Raw genomic sequence first — 15972 nt, forward strand, 5'->3', positions numbered from 1 at the left:
GGTTGATCAACTCAGGTCAAAAACATTTACCATTTGGTAAAAAGCAACATTTAACGAATATTTTTTCTAATTCTACTGAGAGATTGTTGGGTAATTCCTAGATAAGAGGCCACATGCGAAAGCGGAACACGGTTGACAAGCCCCGGAAATTGATTAATAAACGATAAATAGCGTGTTGTAGCATCCTCAGATACCAGCGGGCTCCTCCTTTCTAAAGCTTTCATCAGACAGTTTTTGACGATAAGATTCTCTATATCTTTCCAGCCGACGATGGTATTTCCAATCTCATCCCAATTCTTTTTTGAAAAGACAAGCAGCTCGCAATCTGTTATAGCCTGAATATATTCCGAAGCAACCATTTGCGCCTCAAATTTTTGCTGATCCGAGACGAAATTATTTTCATCAACAAAAGAATGCGTAATCTCTTCGCTTTTATTGTTGTAATAACAGAATCGGGTTACTCCTTTTAGAAGAAATCCAACATATCGGGGAATTTTGCCGGCCTCAGAAAAATATTCATCCTTGCGAAGCTTCATTGTTTCGGCCTTGCTCAATATCAGTTCGATCTGCTGACTGTTCAGATTACCGAACTGTAATATGTAATTGACAAATTCTTCCATTGCACAAATTTCGGATTTATTGAGTAAAACATATTTACCATATGGTAAAAAAAATTCTTTGGATTAAATCAGATCATTTAATCTCTGCTTTTGAATTGCTATAAAGTTTACAATATCATAAACTAAAAGAAATTCTATCAATAAAAGTGTTTGAAGATAATTTGCAAGATGTATAATTGTTAGACTCCTTATTTATTGGTCGAGTTTCCAGAGATTTCAGTGACCTATTTTGATATTTTCACGATAGGTCACTTTTAATATGGCCTTTTTTGATTTTCTTTGATACGAGCGCAAAACAAAAAATGCTGTAAAACATATATTTTACAGCATTTTATACTATTTTAATTTAATAGTTGCGGAGAGAGAGGGATTCGAACCCCCGGACCTGTTACAGTCAATAGTTTTCAAGACTATCGCAATCGACCACTCTGCCATCTCTCCTTAAACTCCGATTGTATCGTTGTTTTCAGTGGTGCAAATATAGAAAGTTTTTCAATTCTGTCAAAACATTTTCGAAAGAATTTCATTCAAAAAACAATAATCACCTAGAAATCAACTTAATTATTTTTCGTAAACATCGACTATTACAGTGAAGTTTGAATTTTCATCCCAAAAATTACAGCTCCAAATCCTAAAATCAGACTTAATAAAACATATAAAGATAAGATTCCGTACTGTTGATTTTGCCACAAAGAGAAATTTTCTACAGAGAAAGTAGAAAAAGTAGTGTATCCTCCGCAAAGTCCCGTAATTAAAAGAAACTTTAACGAGTTGTCATTCTTCACAAAATAAGAAGTCAGGAAACCAATAAGAAGGCAACCTGTGATATTGACCAAAAAAGTGCCCATCGGAAATGAATTTATATTCCAAAGTTTTTGAGTATAGTTGGATATCAAATATCTCAACATACTCCCTAAACCACCACCTATAAATATGTAGAAAAGATTTCTCATCGTAAAAAACAAACGCACCAAAAAGGTGCGTTTTATATTTTAAAATTAACTATTAATGTAATTCAGCCAAATATTTTTCAGCATCCATCGCAGACATACATCCGCTTCCAGCAGCTGTAATCGCTTGTCTGTAGATATGATCCTGAACATCTCCGGCAGCAAATACTCCAGGAAGATTGGTTCTTGTAGACCCTTTTTCAGTTACTATATATCCATTTTCATCAAGATCTATTTGTCCTGCAAAAATATCTGTATTTGGTTTGTGACCGATCGCGATAAAAATTCCGTGAACATCAACTGTAGATTTTTCTTGAGTTTGGTTATTGATGGCAACCGCTCTTTCTACCAAGTTATTTTCACCTTCAATACCAATCAATTCGTGGAAAAACTTTACTTCAATATTTGGTGTATTCTGAACTCTGTGAATCATTGCTTTTGACGCTCTGAACTCCCCTTTTCTCACCAACATCGTAACTTTATTTACCAATTTGGCAAGGTAAGTCGCTTCTTCAGCTGCTGTATCTCCCGCTCCTACTACCACAACATCTTTTCCTCTGTAGAAAAATCCGTCACACGTAGCACATGCAGAAACTCCTCCTCCATTGTATTTTTTCTCGTCATCAAGACCTAAGTATTTCGCTGTAGCCCCTGTTGAAATAATTACTGTTTTAGCAAAAATCTCTTTGGTTCCGGCATATAATTTATGAACTCCTCCAACTTCTTTAGAAAATTCAACTTTAGTGATCATTTCGTAATGAACTTTAGTATCAAATCTTTCAGCTTGTTTTTGCAAATCCATCATCATTTCCGGACCTGTAATCCCTGCCGGATATCCTGGAAAGTTATCAACTTCTGTGGTTGTCGTTAATTGTCCGCCCGGCTCCAAACCTGTGTATAATTCAGGTTTTAAGTCTGCTCTTGCTGCATAAATTGCCGCTGTGAAACCAGAAGGTCCAGATCCAACGATCACACAATCTAAAATGTTTTGCTCCATAATTTGCTTTTCAAAAGATTTAAAAATTTCCGACTGCTAATTTCGGAATTTTTAATATTTAATTAAAGTTATTTTAATGATACTTGTCAATATTTAATATGTCGAATTTCGATAGTTGATGGTTGATCGTTTTTGGTTAATAGATTTTAATATCCATCAACTGAAAACTAACAACAAGCAACAAAATCAAACTTTCATCTTAATCTTATCAACATTGATAATCTTGTAAACCAATTCTTTGATCAATTCCGCCTCGCTCATATTTACAGCTCCAAGTCCTTTTCCTTTCATATCAAATTCTCTCAAAATTGAGATCACTCTTGTAGCATGTTTTAAAGGATATAACCTTGCACTTTCGGCGTAATCTTTAACAAAATAAGGATTAATTCCCATTTGTGAAGCAATAACCTGTGGCGGCTGACCAGCCATTGTATTGTAAATAATAACATTAGAAAAGTAGCTGTACAAATTGGCCAACATCATTACAAAAGGATTATTTTTAGGATTTTTACCCATAAAATGAGCAATTTTAAAAGCTGCATTGGCATTTTTTGTTCCTAAAGCTTTCTGTAATTCAAAGACATTGTATTCTTTACTGATTCCGATGTGGTTTTCAATAATTGTTCCGTCAAGAACTTCTCCTTCTTTAAGGATTATTTTTAATTTATTTAATTCATTGGCAATTCTGGAAAGATCATTTCCAAGGTATTCTGCCAAAAGTTGAGAAATATTGGGGGCTGTTTTTATTTTTAATTTAAGACATTCATCGGCGATCCATTTTGGGAGATTATTTTCCCTGATAGATTCACTCAGAAAAAGTGCTTTTGCTTTATCTAAAGCTTTCGTAACCTTTTTTCGACTGTCTAACTTCTTGTGCTTATGAGCAAAAACCAAAACCGTTGACAGAACAGGATTTTCAACATAGGCTTCTAAAGCTCTTCCCTCTTCTTCATTTAACTTAAGATCCTGTGCTTCTTTTACGATAATTACCTGCTTGTCTCCCATCATCGGAAACTGTCTGGCCAACGAAAGAATTTCCTGATAAGTAGTATCTTTTCCGTAAGTAACCGTTTGGTTGAAAGCCTTTTCATCTTCTTCCAAAAAGTCGTGTTCAAGAGCTTTTACCGCTAAATCAATAAAATAAGGTTCATCTCCGTGGAAAAAATAAATAGGTAAAACTTCTTTATTTTTAATATTTTTGAGGATTAAATCTAATTCTTTCATCTTACTATAATGGAACTCCCAAAACTGAATTTTCAGGAAACTTTTGATTTTAAATTCAAGAAAGACAAAGATAAGTTTTTTATTTATGATGTCGTTCGTAAAACTTACCTTTTGCTCACCCCCGAAGAATGGGTACGTCAGCATTGGATACATTATTATCTCACCGTAAAATCCTATTCTGTATCGGCTTTAATTACTGAAAAAAAGATCGTTTTAAACGGTTTAACCAAAAGAATTGACCTTTTAGTTACTGAAAAAGCACAGCCTAAAATTTTAATTGAATGCAAGGCTCCATCTATTAAATTAACGGAAAAAACATTTGAACAAACCGCAAGATACAACTCCATTATCGGAGCAACAGAAATTGTTTTGACGAATGGTTTGCAACACATTAATGCGTATTATGAAAACGGCGAGTATCAGTTTTATAAAGCTTAATATTTTATAACACTCTATTAATCGATGTTGTAAGTTATTTTTATTAATTTAGATGAAGTTTCTTTTCAAACACTAATATCACGAATTTTTAGCACTAAAAACACAAATTATAATAGTGATATTTGTGAAAATATTAGTACAATTTGTATTAAATAATTAAATTACAAAATATGATACGTTCAATATTATTAACAGCCTCTCTAATGGCTTCAGGAATAGTTTTTAGTCAAAATCTCAAAACAGTTTCATATCAGGATGGTGCGCAAAAACTGAATGGTTTGGTAACTTCCAATGCGGGTAAAAAACTTCCCGGAGTTCTAATTCTTCCAGCTTGGAAAGGCATTGATAATGAAGCAAAAACTACCGCTGCTGAATTAGAAAAACAAGGCTATATTGCTTTTGTAGCTGACATTTACGGTGAAGGAAATATTCCGGCAGACAATACGGCTGCGGGGAAAACAGCGGGATATTACAAACAAAATTACGAAGCTTACCAGAAAAGAATTTCCTTGGCTTTAGAACAATTGAAGAAAAACGGAGCAATTTCAAATAAAATTGCTGTGATCGGTTATTGCTTTGGTGGAACGGGAGCTTTGGAATCTGCCAGAGGAAGTCTGCCTGTTGTGGGAGTGGTTTCTATTCACGGAAGTATTGGAAAAGATCAAACCAGAAAAAATGGAGCAATTTCCACTAAAATTTTAGTTGAAAATCCTGCGGATGATAAAGGTGTAACTCCAGAAGATTACAATAATTTGGTTAAAGAAATGAATGACGGCAATGCGGATTGGCAAATCATCACTTATGCGCACTCAAAACATACTTTTACAGATCCAAAGTCACCTGATTACAATGAAGTAATGGCCAAAAGAGCTTGGAATCATACGTTGATGTTTTTGAAGGAGATTTTGAAATAAATTTTAAATATAAAAATGCTTCGACTACACCCAGCATGACATCGCTAAAAAATTAACGCTAAATAAACTGTTAATATTAGAAATGTCATGCTGGGTGTAGTCGAAGCATTTTTATAAAATATTGTGTAGATTGAATAACAACGAGAATGTTTTATACTCAAACTCTAAAACACTCTTATTCTAAAGCCCTACCACCCTCAAACACACTACTCTTCCCTGTTCACCAAATCCATTGCAAAAGCAGGAAGACAAATGGCAACATATTCGCAAGGTTCAGAAAACGGATTGCTGTAACGTACTCTCGCTCCTTTTTCTACTAAAATGCTTTGTCCTTTTTCGAGGATAACAATTTCGCCATCGATTTCAAATTGTTTTTTACCTGAAATAATTACGGTAAATTCGTCAAATTGAGGAGTCTGATGCGGTTCACTCCAATCCGGCGGAGCAACCATATGAGCAATTGAAATATTTGAATTCTGGGTAGAATTTCCCCAATGTTCTTCAATTAATTTCCCGTCTGTGGTCGGAACTACAAAGGGTGATTTTTGGATTTTAAATTTTTTCATGACCAATTTTCTTTTTTAATTTCATAAACAAAATTAGTTCTCGTAGGTTCTCCGAAATAGGCAACTTCCTCTTCCGCAATCTTTTCGCCTCCAAGTCTTCCCAAAGCAATCTGCGAACGGAAATTCTCTTTACCAATATGGAAAAACACTTTGTCCACAAACTGGAAAATATAATCCAGCATTAATTTTTTGATCTTCGGATTGATTCCTTTTCCCCAAGATTTTGTCCCGTAAAAAGTATATCCAACAAAAATGCCATTTTTATTTTCATCAAAATCATAATAACGGGTACTTCCCAAAACATCTCCAGAACTTTTATCTATAATTTTAAAAGCACCTTTGCTTTCTATCGCACCTTTGAAAAAGTTTTCAAAAACTTCTCTCTGATAACGATCTTTATTGGGATGCTGTTCCCAAACTTTAGGATCAGAAGCCACTTCGTATAAAGATTCAAAATCCCCTTGCTGTAAGGGGATTAATTGATATTCTTGATTTTCTAAAATAGGTTGAATAGAAAAATCCATCTCTTAGCTTTTTGTTTTTGCAGCGTCTGATTCAATTTTCTTGATTTCTTTCAGCTTTTCAGCAATTTTGGTTACTGCGTCTGGTTTTGCTGGTTTTAAAGCAACTTCTGCCTGAGCAAGATCCCATTTGATCACTAAATTCCCAGAATTTTCATCCGTTGGATTTAATGTAATTTCAAACCACTCTTGTTTGTCTGCCAATTTATTAACAGGTACTGTAACATCTACAACATCCTGTTTTGCGTCATAAGTATAAGCACCCCATTGTTGGAAATCTTTGTTTAAGATCACTTTCCATTCTTTTTCTGTCGGAACGATGAACAATCCATAAGTTCCTGCAGGAACGATTTTTCCTCCAAAGTTAACCGACTGTCCGAATGTGATTTTTGTAGAAGAGTTTGCTCCCGCTCTCCAAACTTGTCCGTAAGGAACCAATTCTCCAAAGATCTTACGTCCTTTCACTCCCGGTCTTCCGTAGTCGATGGTGATTTTAGACATTGAGAATTGTTGCTCTACCTGCTGACGCGGACTTGCTGCCGGTACCGAGTAGTCTTGTGCAAAACTGAAAGCTGAAGCTGATATGCAAAGTGCAAATAGTAACTTTTTCACGTGTAAATTTTTGTTTAAAAATACGAAAATCAAAACAAAATAGCCTTCTCTAATTCTAATAATTTTTGTTTTCTCCAGATTCCTCCTGCGTATCCTACCAGTTCGCCGTTTGAGCCAATCACTCGGTGACAAGGAATTAAAATGGCTATTTTATTGATTCCGTTGGCAGTTCCTACGGCGCGAATTGCTTTTACATTTCCTAAAAATTCAGATTGTTGTTTGTAGGTTCTCATTTCGCCGAAAGGAATTTCTGTTAACAGTCTCCAAACTTTTGTCTGAAATTCGGTTCCTGTTGTGAATAAAGGAATTTCAAATTTTTCTCTTTTCCCTTCAAAATATTCTTTCAACTCTTCTTCTAATTGATTGAAATGGTGATGATCTCCTTCTACAATTTCGGCATTTAAAACCTTAGTTAAAGATTTAAACTTTTTATCTAAATTTTTTCCATCCGTAAATTCTAGCAAGCAAATTCCACCGTCAACAGCACAGGCATACATTTCGCCAAGAGGTGTTTCTATTATTTTGCGATATATATTTTTCATCGAATTAAAATTAATAAAATTCTGGCATTTCTTATTTGTTTATTTTGAATCTATAATTTTTTGTTTTAAAACTTGTTTAAACTTTTTATTTTAACCACAAAAGAGACAAAAGCCATGATTGAATGATCTATAATTTAGCTGTTTTGAAAACAAAAGCTCTCAAAAAAATAAAAATCAAAGATTTTTAAAGCTAATGTGGTCTTATTTGCGGTTTATTGGTACCTTAAAATATTAATGTGGTTATCTTTTGTGGTTAAAATAAAAAGTTTAATCAGGTTCTTAAATTTCAAAAATAAAAGGTAATTTACTTCCTTTAAAACATCAACTCATATTTAAATCATCTATGTTCAAAAAAGCAAGTTTTCTCGTTCTTCTTTTCATCAGTTTTTTACTTGTAAAAGCTCAGGAAAAAATTCCGTTTAGAATAACAAAACATAACAATATCATTGTAAAAACTTTGGTGAACGATAAAGATTCTCTGGATCTGATGTTTCAAATCGCTATGGAAGATGCTTCGATCTCTCCTGAACGCAAAAGAAAAGCCGATCATATTGTTTTTAAAGATGAAATCAGTGAAAATAATACCGTAAAAATCGGAAAATTAACCAAGAAAAATATCCAATTTTTTGATAATGAATTGACTGGTCATGAAGCCGATGGAAAAATTGGAACAGGAATTTTCAAAGGAAAAGCTTTTACAATTGATTATGATAACAATCAGTTTCTTATTTATGATAAAATGCCTGATTTGAAAGGCTACGAATCAACACCTTTACTTTCTGAAAACGGACAGTTTTATATTGTTGCAGATAACGTTATTGGCGGGAAGCAAGAAGAAGTTTATTTTCTTTTACAATCCGGTTATTCAGGCGGAATTCTTTACAGCAATGAGCTTGCAGACGGAAAAGAATTAGACAAAAAATTAACCGTAACAGGCGAAAAAACATTAAAAAATTCTGCAGGAAAAAGCATCGTGACCAAACAGGGAATTTTGCCCTTTTTAAAGTTAGGAAACATTGTATTGAAAAATGTTTCGGCAGGATTTTTTGCGGGTGATCTTAAAACTCAAAAAACAAATTATTTCGGAGCCGATTTGCTGAGAAGATTTAACTGGATTTTTGATGCAGAAAGGAAAACAGCTTATTTTAAACCTAGTAAGTATTTTTCTGAGCCTTATTACAAGATTAAATAATTTCTTTTGTCTTGAAATAAATTGTAATCTTACTCATATAAAAAAACAATAAATATTTATAAATTTGTTTAAAACAAAAGAGATGGAATCTGTTACTTTAAAAAACATTAATGAAATACTGAAAGATGCTCCCGAAAGCACTTTAGAAAGGGTTTTAGGCTATATTGAAGGTATTTTAGAGGATAAAAGCAGTGAATTTAAACTTTCCGAAGAACAAAAAGAAAGTCTAAAAAAAATTAAGCAAAGGTCTTATAATCAGCACACCGAAATTGATACTTTTCTCAATGAAATGAGTTCAAAATATGGGATATAAGATCATTATTTCGGATGAAGCAAAAATTGATATAGAACATTCTTATCTCTATTATAAGACCAAAGTAAATAAAAAAGTTGCTGATCAATTTTTCAAAGAATTTAAATCTTCATTGAAAATAATTTCTAAAAATCCATTTTTCAAAATTTGGTTTGATGATTTCCATGGCAAACCAATGAAAAAATATCCTTTTCTAATTTTTTACATTGTTGATAGAGAAAATCTAACAATTGTTGTAGCAAGAGTTTTTCATACTTCTCAAAGTCCTGAAAAATATCCATGATAATCTAGAGATTCTTCATGATTTACAGTTTATTAATATAGCGTTATTTTACTTTTCTGAAATATAATCATATCCTATTTCTTTAGTTCCTAAAAAATCTTGCTTAGATATTCTCTTAATTAAAATTCCGTCTTGATCAAGTTCTTTCAAGATTTGCTTTAAATTTAACAATACAGACTTATTTTTAATAATGAAAGAATGTTCAATAATAGGAAAACCGAGATTCTTTAAAATACTCGTTGGTGTTATGACATATTTCTTTTTTGCCTGTTGAATCTTTATGATCTCAATTATTTGAGCTTTGTCAAGTTCTTCTAAGTTCACAATATTGTTAATTTATGAATATCTAAATTAATCATTTTTCTTCATTTAAAAACAAAAATCCCCGCAAGAAAACTTACAGGGATTAAATTTATATTTTAGTTTCGAAATTACATCGTCTCCATTTTGAAACTCATGCTTTCAATCACTTTCAGGATTGCTTCAACCGTATCCATTGATGTTAAACAAGGTACACCGTTTTCAACACTCATTCTTCTGATCTGGAAACCGTCTCTTTCAGACTGTTTTCCTTTCGTCATCGTGTTGACAACATACTGAACTTTTCCTTTTTGGATAAGATCAATTAAGTTAACGCTGTCCTCTCCGATTTTGTATCCGATCTTACAAGGAATTCCTTGTTCTGCAAAGAATTTCGCAGTTCCTTCCGTTGCCCAGATTCTGAAACCAACTTCATGGAATCTTGCTGCCAAATCAGCCGCCTCCTGCTTGTGTTTATCAGCTACTGTGAACAAAATAGATCCGTGCATCGGAACTTTTCTTCCTGCTGCAACCAATCCTTTATAAAGCGCTTTTTCCAACGTTGTGTCTTTCCCCATAACCTCTCCTGTAGACTTCATTTCTGGGCCTAGAGAGATATCAACCTTCGTTAATTTAGAGAAAGAAAACACAGGAACTTTTACATAAACTCCTTCTTTGTTTGGAACCAATCCGTTTTTGTAACCTAAATCTTTCAGTTTCTGACCTAAAATTGCTTTTGTAGCAAGATTTGCCATCGGAACTTCCGTGATTTTAGATAAGAAAGGAACTGTTCTTGACGAACGTGGATTTACTTCGATCACGTAAACATTACCATCAAGTAAAACATATTGGATATTCATTAATCCGATCACATTCAATCCTTTAGCTAGTCTTTGCGTGTAATCTACCAAAGTATCGATTTCTGCCTGAGTAACATTCTGTGGCGGATAAACTGCGATTGAGTCTCCTGAGTGAACTCCGGCTCTTTCGATATGCTCCATAATTCCTGGAATCACCACTGTTTCACCGTCGCAGATTGCGTCTACTTCAACTTCTTTTCCTGTGATATAACGGTCAACTAGAACCGGCTGATCAGGACTTGCATCTACTGCAAACTCCATATAGTGAGCTAATTCTGCTTCAGTATAAACAATTTCCATTGCTCTACCTCCTAAAACGTAGCTTGGACGAACTAACACCGGATATCCGATTTCGTTAGCAATTTTTATTGCTTCTTCTTTTGAAGTTGAAGTTTTTCCTAAAGGCTGAGGAATCCCCATTTCCTGAAGTGCTTTTTCAAACTTATCTCTGTTTTCAGCCCTGTCAAGATCTTCCAATGAAGTTCCTAGGATTTTTACTCCGTAACTTGCTAATTTATCAGCTAAGTTGATCGCTGTCTGACCTCCGAACTGAACCACAACTCCCATTGGTTTTTCAAGATCGATGATGCTCATTACATCTTCTTCCGTCAAAGGTTCGAAGTATAATTTATCTGAAATTGAGAAGTCTGTAGAAACTGTTTCTGGGTTATTATTAATGATAATCGCTTCATAACCCAATTCTTTGATTGCCCAAACCGAGTGAACCGTTGCGTAATCAAACTCAACTCCCTGCCCGATTCTGATTGGCCCTGAACCTAAAACGATGATCTTTTCTTTATCTGTAACGATACTTTCGTTTTCCTCTTCGTAAGTTCCGTAGAAATATGGTGTTTCGCTTTCAAACTCAGCAGCACAAGTGTCTACCATTTTGTAAACCGGAATTACGCCATTTTCTTTTCTAAAGTTATACACTTCTCTTTGAGTAGACTCCCATAAGTGAGCGATATTCTGATCTGAGAATCCTAATTTTTTAGCTTTAATTAAAATTTCTTTGTCGAATTTATGAGCAGCGATTGTTTTTTCGAAATCAACTAATTTCTTTAATTTCCAGATGAAGAATTTATCAATTTTGCTCCATTCTACGATTTGTTCCCAGTCGTAACCTCTTCTTAAAGCATCACAAATGATGAACAATCTTTCGTCATCACAAACTCTGATTCTTCTTTCGATATCTTCGTCTGTTAAAGCTGCAGCCTGTTTTGTTTTTAAACCTAAATGTCTCAAACCTGTTTCCAGAGAACGAACTGCTTTCTGTAAAGACTCTTCGAAGTTTCTTCCGATTGCCATTACTTCTCCCGTTGCTTTCATCTGAGTGGACAATCTTCTGTCCGCCGTTTCGAATTTATCGAATGGGAATCTTGGAAATTTAGTTACTACATAATCCAAAGCCGGCTCGAAACAAGCGTAAGTCTTACCTGTAACCGGATTCATGATTTCGTCTAACGTTAATCCAACTGCGATTTTAGCAGCAATTTTAGCGATCGGATATCCTGTCGCTTTTGATGCTAAAGCTGATGAACGAGAAACTCTCGGGTTAACTTCGATGATATAATATTCGAATGAATGTGGGTCTAAAGCCAACTGTACATTACATCCTCCTTCGATTCCTAATGCTCTGATGATTTTTAATGAAGCATTTCTCAATAATTGATACTCTCTGTCAGAAAGTGTCTGAGATGGCGCCACAACGATTGAGTCACCTGTGTGAACTCCAACCGGATCTATATTTTCCATGTTACAAACCACAATCGCGTTGTCGTTTGCATCACGCATTACTTCGTATTCAATTTCTTTGAAACCTGCAATTGATCTTTCGATAAGACATTGTGTAACAGGGCTATATTTTAGACCTAATTCTGCAATTTCTTTTAATTCGACTTCATTTGAAGCGATTCCACCTCCTGTTCCACCCATTGTGAAGGCAGGACGAACGATCACAGGATAACCAATTTCTTCAGCAAAGCTTAATGCTCCTTCAACCGTTGTTACGATGTCAGATTCAGGAACGGGTTCATTTAGTTCTCTCATCAATTCACGGAACAAATCTCTGTCTTCCGCTCTGTTGATCGCAGAAAGTGTAGTTCCAAGAACCTCAACTTTACATTCTTCAAGAATCCCTGATTTTTCCAATTCTACCGCCATGTTCAGACCTGTTTGTCCACCAAGTGTTGGTAAAAGTGCATCCGGACGCTCTTTCCTGATGATGTGACTTACAAACTGAAGTGAAATCGGCTCGATATATACTTTATCAGCAATTTCAACATCCGTCATAATCGTTGCAGGGTTTGAATTAATCAAAATTACCTTGTACCCTTCTTCTCTCAAAGACAGACAAGCCTGCGTTCCTGCGTAATCAAATTCTGCTGCCTGACCAATGATAATAGGTCCTGAACCGATTACTAAAATTGTTTTTATATCTGTACGTTTTGCCATTTTCTAATTTAAGATATTAGATGCTAGAAGTTAGATGTTAGACTTTTAGCACTGTTTTAGTTAGATTTAATTTTACATATTGTCATTTCATAAGAATCCAAATTTTATTTGTAGAGATTCTTCACTTCGCTTTTGCTTCGTTCAAAATGACAAACTGAGTGTCTTACTTTTTAAAATCCTCCATCAAAGTGATGAAATCATCAAACAAGTAGTTCGCATCTTCTGGTCCTGGACTTGCTTCCGGGTGATACTGAACTGAGAAACAAGGGTGAATTTTATGTTTCAAACCTTCGTTTGTTCTGTCGTTCAATGCGATGTGTGTTTCAATTAAATCTGTCTCTTTCAAACTTTCCTGGTCAACAGCGTAACCGTGGTTTTGAGAAGTAATTGCCACTTTGTTTTTTTCTAAATCTAAAACTGGGTGATTTCCTCCTCTGTGACCGAATTTTAACTTGAAAGTTTTCGCTCCACAAGCCAATCCTATTAATTGATGTCCTAAACAAATTCCGAAGATTGGAACTTTTCCTAATAATCCACGGATCATTTCCAACGCTTGTTGATTGTCTTCAGGGTCACCGGGCCCGTTTGACAACATAATTCCGTCCGGATCCATTAATAAAATCTCTTCTGCTGTTGTATCGTGAGAAACCACTGTGATGTCGCAGTTTCTTTGAGATAATTCTCTGATAATCCCTAATTTAGATCCAAAATCGACCAACACAACCTTCAAACCTCTACCCGGATTTGCATAAGAAGTTTTTGTCGAAACTGTTTCTACCTGATTTGTTGGGAAAGTTGTTCCTTTTAATTCTGCTACAACTGCATTTTCGTCAGCATCAGCATTTACAATTTTTCCTTTTACTACTCCAGAATTACGAAGAATTCTTGTCAGTCTTCTTGTATCAATTCCTGAAATTCCCGAAAGGTTTTTCTTTTTAAATAATTCATCTAAAGTAATCTGAGTACGGAAATTTGAAGGCAAATCACAAACTTCTTTTACAATAAGACCTTTGATAGCCGGCTCGATACTCTCATAATCATCCCTATTAATCCCATAGTTTCCGATTAGCGGATAAGTCATACAAACAATCTGACCGCAATATGATGGATCAGAAATCAATTCTTGATAACCCGTCATTCCAGTATTGAAAACCACCTCTCCTGCAGTCTCCAATTCTGTTCCGAAACCTTCTCCATGAAACACTTCACCGGATTCCAGTATTAACTTTTTCTTCATTTTTTAAATTAGATATTAGATTTTAGAAGTTAGAAGTCAGACTTCTGCATTCTGTTATTTTATTTATTTTTTTTCCTATTTATTTCCACGGGTTTCACCCGTGGCTATTGATATTTCGCCCTTTCGGGGCTCACCAACTTTTCTTTAATCTTTAAACTTGGCTCTTTTTTATTTAAAAGTATGTCCTTCTTTTTCTAAGGCTTCTTTTAAAATGGCCATTCTTGCGAAAACACCGTTCTGCATTTGTTTGAAAACCCTTGAACGTTCGCATTCTACTAAGTCTGTATCAATCTCCACACCTCTGTTAATCGGAGCCGGGTGCATGATAATCGCTTCTTTTTTCATCGCTTTTTCTCTTTCTTTCGTCAAACCATATTTTCTGTGGTAATCTGAAGCAGAGAAACTCATTTTTGCATCGTGTCTTTCGTGTTGGATTCTTAGCAACATTAAAACATCAACATCTTTTATCATTTCATCTACAGAAAGATATGTTCCGTTGATTAAAGCTCCCTCATCAAACCAATCTTCCGGCCCTGAGAAGTAAACTTTTGCACCTAATCTTCTTAAAGCTTCAGCATTTGAATTGGCAACTCGGCTGTGTTTTACATCTCCTACGATTCCGACTTTTAAGCCTTCAAATTTTCCGAATTCCTGGAAAATAGTCATCAAATCCAACATACACTGTGAAGGGTGATTTCCAGTTCCGTCTCCTCCGTTGATAACAGGAATCTTAATGTTTGCTAACTCATCAAAATATCTGTCTTTCTTATCTCTTATCACGACAAGGTTTACTCCAAGACTTTCAATTGTTTTTACCGTGTCATACAAACTTTCTCCTTTGTTTACCGAACTGTGAGATGCATCGAAAGGAACCACTTGTAATCCTAGTTTTCTTTCGGCAATATCAAAACTTGTTTTCGTTCTCGTACTGTCTTCAAAAAAGAGGTTTGAGCAAAAAACTTCTCCTTCAATTTTGGCAGTTTTTCCATTCGCAAAAGCCATCGCTTCAGCCAGTATACTGTTGATTCTCTCGGTGCTTAGTTCTGTAATCGTAAACATAATATCTTAAATTTTTTACAAAAAAAAAGCGAAGAAAATATCTTCGCTTACTATAAATAAAATATCGTAAAGGGCGTCTACGCCCGGTAATTCTAATGATATAAATACTGTGTTATTCATTAGGTGCAAAGATACTATAAATTTTGAAACTGACAAAATCAAAGTTTCAAATAAATTAAAAAACTTTAATCATTCTTTACTTTCCATTTTTAAATACTATTTTTGTTAAAACTCAAACCTTGTTTATGGACTTAAAAGACAAAATGATTCTCAGCATCATTCAGGAGGACTCTACTTATTCTGTGAAAGACATTTCAGAAAAGATTGGTCTTACCTTTACTCCGACTTATGAAAGAATCAAACAGCTAGAGAAACAGGGAATTATTGAGAAGTATGTAGGTCTCTTGAACCGCGAAAAATTGGGTTTAAATATTGTTGTTTATTGTAATGTCCGTCTGAAAGAACAATCCAAAAAAGTTTTGGAAACGTTCGAGAAAAACATCATGCAGCACGATGAAGTTCAGGAAATTATCAGTCTTTCTGGCGAATACGATTATATGCTAAAAATCATTGCAAAGGACATTAATTCTTATAATGAATTTGCGGTCAATATTATTTCAAACATTCCGAATATTGGACAATATCATAGTTCTATTGTGCTTCATGAGGTTAAAAAATCTACTAAGTTTAAGATTGATTTAGGCTAAAATTTCATTTAAATCAAACCTTTCTTAATAAATTAAAGATGCTTCGACTTCGCTCAGCATGACAACGCTACAAATGAATCGCTAATAAAAACGGTTAGTATTAGAGATGTCATGCTGATTTCTATGACAAAACCAAGTTATTTGTATAATTTTCTTCATAGGGCTTTTGTTGTTTAATAACCG

Annotated in this window: 18 protein-coding genes and 1 tRNA gene; 6 read left to right on the forward strand and 13 right to left on the reverse strand. The window is 34.5% G+C overall.

The features are described 5' to 3' along the window. Positions 1–50: 50 nt before the first annotated feature. From AC1Q7L_RS05845 to holA, 5 genes are all read right to left on the reverse strand, one after another. The gene (locus tag AC1Q7L_RS05845) at positions 51–620 is read right to left on the reverse strand and encodes a Crp/Fnr family transcriptional regulator (RefSeq protein ID WP_492306801.1); all 570 of its coding nucleotides are present in this window, start codon (positions 618–620) and stop codon (positions 51–53) included. 356 nt (positions 621–976) lie between these two features. After that, positions 977–1061: transfer RNA gene (locus AC1Q7L_RS05850), tRNA-Ser, on the reverse strand. Positions 1062–1204: 143 nt separating this feature from the next. Then, positions 1205–1591, reverse strand: coding sequence for a fluoride efflux transporter CrcB (gene crcB / locus AC1Q7L_RS05855; protein WP_492306813.1), 387 nt, complete (start codon positions 1589–1591; stop codon positions 1205–1207). Between the two features lie 34 nt (positions 1592–1625). Beyond that, a complete protein-coding gene (trxB, locus tag AC1Q7L_RS05860) occupies positions 1626–2567 on the reverse strand; it encodes a thioredoxin-disulfide reductase (protein WP_066750132.1) in 942 nt (313 codons plus the stop codon). A 186-nt stretch (positions 2568–2753) separates the two neighbouring features. Beyond that, a complete protein-coding gene (gene holA / locus AC1Q7L_RS05865) occupies positions 2754–3791 on the reverse strand; it encodes a DNA polymerase III subunit delta (protein ID WP_492306802.1) in 1038 nt (345 codons plus the stop codon). 9 nt (positions 3792–3800) lie between these two features. Here holA and AC1Q7L_RS05870 point away from each other — a divergent pair, with 9 nt between their 5' ends. Together AC1Q7L_RS05870 and AC1Q7L_RS05875 are read left to right on the forward strand one after the other, a co-directional pair. Beyond that, a complete protein-coding gene (locus AC1Q7L_RS05870; protein WP_066750135.1) occupies positions 3801–4229 on the forward strand; it encodes a type I restriction enzyme HsdR N-terminal domain-containing protein in 429 nt (142 codons plus the stop codon). A gap of 170 nt (positions 4230–4399) precedes the next feature. Further along, positions 4400–5143, forward strand: a complete 744-nt coding sequence (locus AC1Q7L_RS05875) for a dienelactone hydrolase family protein (RefSeq protein WP_492306803.1) — start codon at positions 4400–4402, stop codon at positions 5141–5143. 206 nt (positions 5144–5349) lie between these two features. Here AC1Q7L_RS05875 and AC1Q7L_RS05880 read toward each other — a convergent pair whose 3' ends face one another. The 4 genes from AC1Q7L_RS05880 to AC1Q7L_RS05895 are packed head-to-tail and all read right to left on the reverse strand — an operon-like array spanning position 5350 to position 7384. Next, positions 5350–5709, reverse strand: a complete 360-nt coding sequence (locus tag AC1Q7L_RS05880; protein WP_492306804.1) for a cupin domain-containing protein — start codon at positions 5707–5709, stop codon at positions 5350–5352. Further along, the gene (locus tag AC1Q7L_RS05885) at positions 5706–6233 is read right to left on the reverse strand and encodes a GNAT family N-acetyltransferase (protein WP_066750141.1); all 528 of its coding nucleotides are present in this window, start codon (positions 6231–6233) and stop codon (positions 5706–5708) included. Before AC1Q7L_RS05885 ends, AC1Q7L_RS05880 begins: the two co-directional genes overlap by 4 nt. Before the next feature lie 3 nt (positions 6234–6236). After that, entirely contained in the window at positions 6237–6842 is a 606-nt protein-coding gene (locus tag AC1Q7L_RS05890) for a DUF2911 domain-containing protein (protein ID WP_492306805.1), read from the reverse strand. Between the two features lie 29 nt (positions 6843–6871). Continuing rightward, the gene (locus tag AC1Q7L_RS05895) at positions 6872–7384 is read right to left on the reverse strand and encodes a methylated-DNA--[protein]-cysteine S-methyltransferase (RefSeq protein WP_492306806.1); all 513 of its coding nucleotides are present in this window, start codon (positions 7382–7384) and stop codon (positions 6872–6874) included. 343 nt (positions 7385–7727) lie between these two features. On the opposite strand from AC1Q7L_RS05895, the gene AC1Q7L_RS05900 reads away from it, so the two are divergent. The 3 genes from AC1Q7L_RS05900 to AC1Q7L_RS05910 all read left to right on the forward strand — a co-directional run bounded on the left by AC1Q7L_RS05900 (position 7728) and on the right by AC1Q7L_RS05910 (position 9172). Further along, complete coding sequence (locus tag AC1Q7L_RS05900) at positions 7728–8576, forward strand: pepsin/retropepsin-like aspartic protease family protein (protein ID WP_492306807.1); 849 nt, start codon at positions 7728–7730, stop codon at positions 8574–8576. Positions 8577–8658: 82 nt separating this feature from the next. Continuing rightward, positions 8659–8889 (forward strand): hypothetical protein, encoded by a 231-nt coding sequence (locus AC1Q7L_RS05905; RefSeq protein ID WP_066750146.1) that lies wholly within the window; start codon positions 8659–8661, stop codon positions 8887–8889. Next, positions 8879–9172, forward strand: a complete 294-nt coding sequence (locus AC1Q7L_RS05910; protein ID WP_492306808.1) for a type II toxin-antitoxin system RelE/ParE family toxin — start codon at positions 8879–8881, stop codon at positions 9170–9172. Before AC1Q7L_RS05905 ends, AC1Q7L_RS05910 begins: the two co-directional genes overlap by 11 nt. A 48-nt stretch (positions 9173–9220) precedes the next feature. On the opposite strand, the gene AC1Q7L_RS05915 is transcribed toward AC1Q7L_RS05910, so the two are convergent. From AC1Q7L_RS05915 to AC1Q7L_RS05930, 4 genes are all read right to left on the reverse strand, one after another. Then, positions 9221–9496 carry a hypothetical protein gene (locus AC1Q7L_RS05915; RefSeq protein WP_492306809.1) on the reverse strand — a complete coding sequence of 92 codons (276 nt, stop codon included), beginning with the start codon at positions 9494–9496 and terminating at the stop codon, positions 9221–9223. 107 nt (positions 9497–9603) lie between these two features. Then, on the reverse strand, positions 9604–12786 hold the full coding sequence (gene carB, locus AC1Q7L_RS05920) for a carbamoyl-phosphate synthase large subunit (protein WP_492306810.1): 3183 nt from the start codon (positions 12784–12786) through the stop codon (positions 9604–9606). A 163-nt stretch (positions 12787–12949) separates the two neighbouring features. Continuing rightward, positions 12950–14023: a carbamoyl phosphate synthase small subunit gene (locus AC1Q7L_RS05925; RefSeq protein ID WP_492306811.1), complete on the reverse strand. Its 1074-nt coding sequence runs from the start codon at positions 14021–14023 to the stop codon at positions 12950–12952. Positions 14024–14191: 168 nt separating this feature from the next. Next, on the reverse strand, positions 14192–15082 hold the full coding sequence (locus tag AC1Q7L_RS05930) for an aspartate carbamoyltransferase catalytic subunit (RefSeq protein WP_410694227.1): 891 nt from the start codon (positions 15080–15082) through the stop codon (positions 14192–14194). A 245-nt stretch (positions 15083–15327) separates the two neighbouring features. Here AC1Q7L_RS05930 and AC1Q7L_RS05935 point away from each other — a divergent pair, with 245 nt between their 5' ends. Further along, positions 15328–15789, forward strand: a complete 462-nt coding sequence (locus tag AC1Q7L_RS05935; RefSeq protein WP_066750163.1) for an Lrp/AsnC family transcriptional regulator — start codon at positions 15328–15330, stop codon at positions 15787–15789. The last annotated feature ends 183 nt before the right edge of the window (positions 15790–15972 follow it).

This window comes from Chryseobacterium sp. GW823-FHT05E08 (assembly GCF_058795655.1).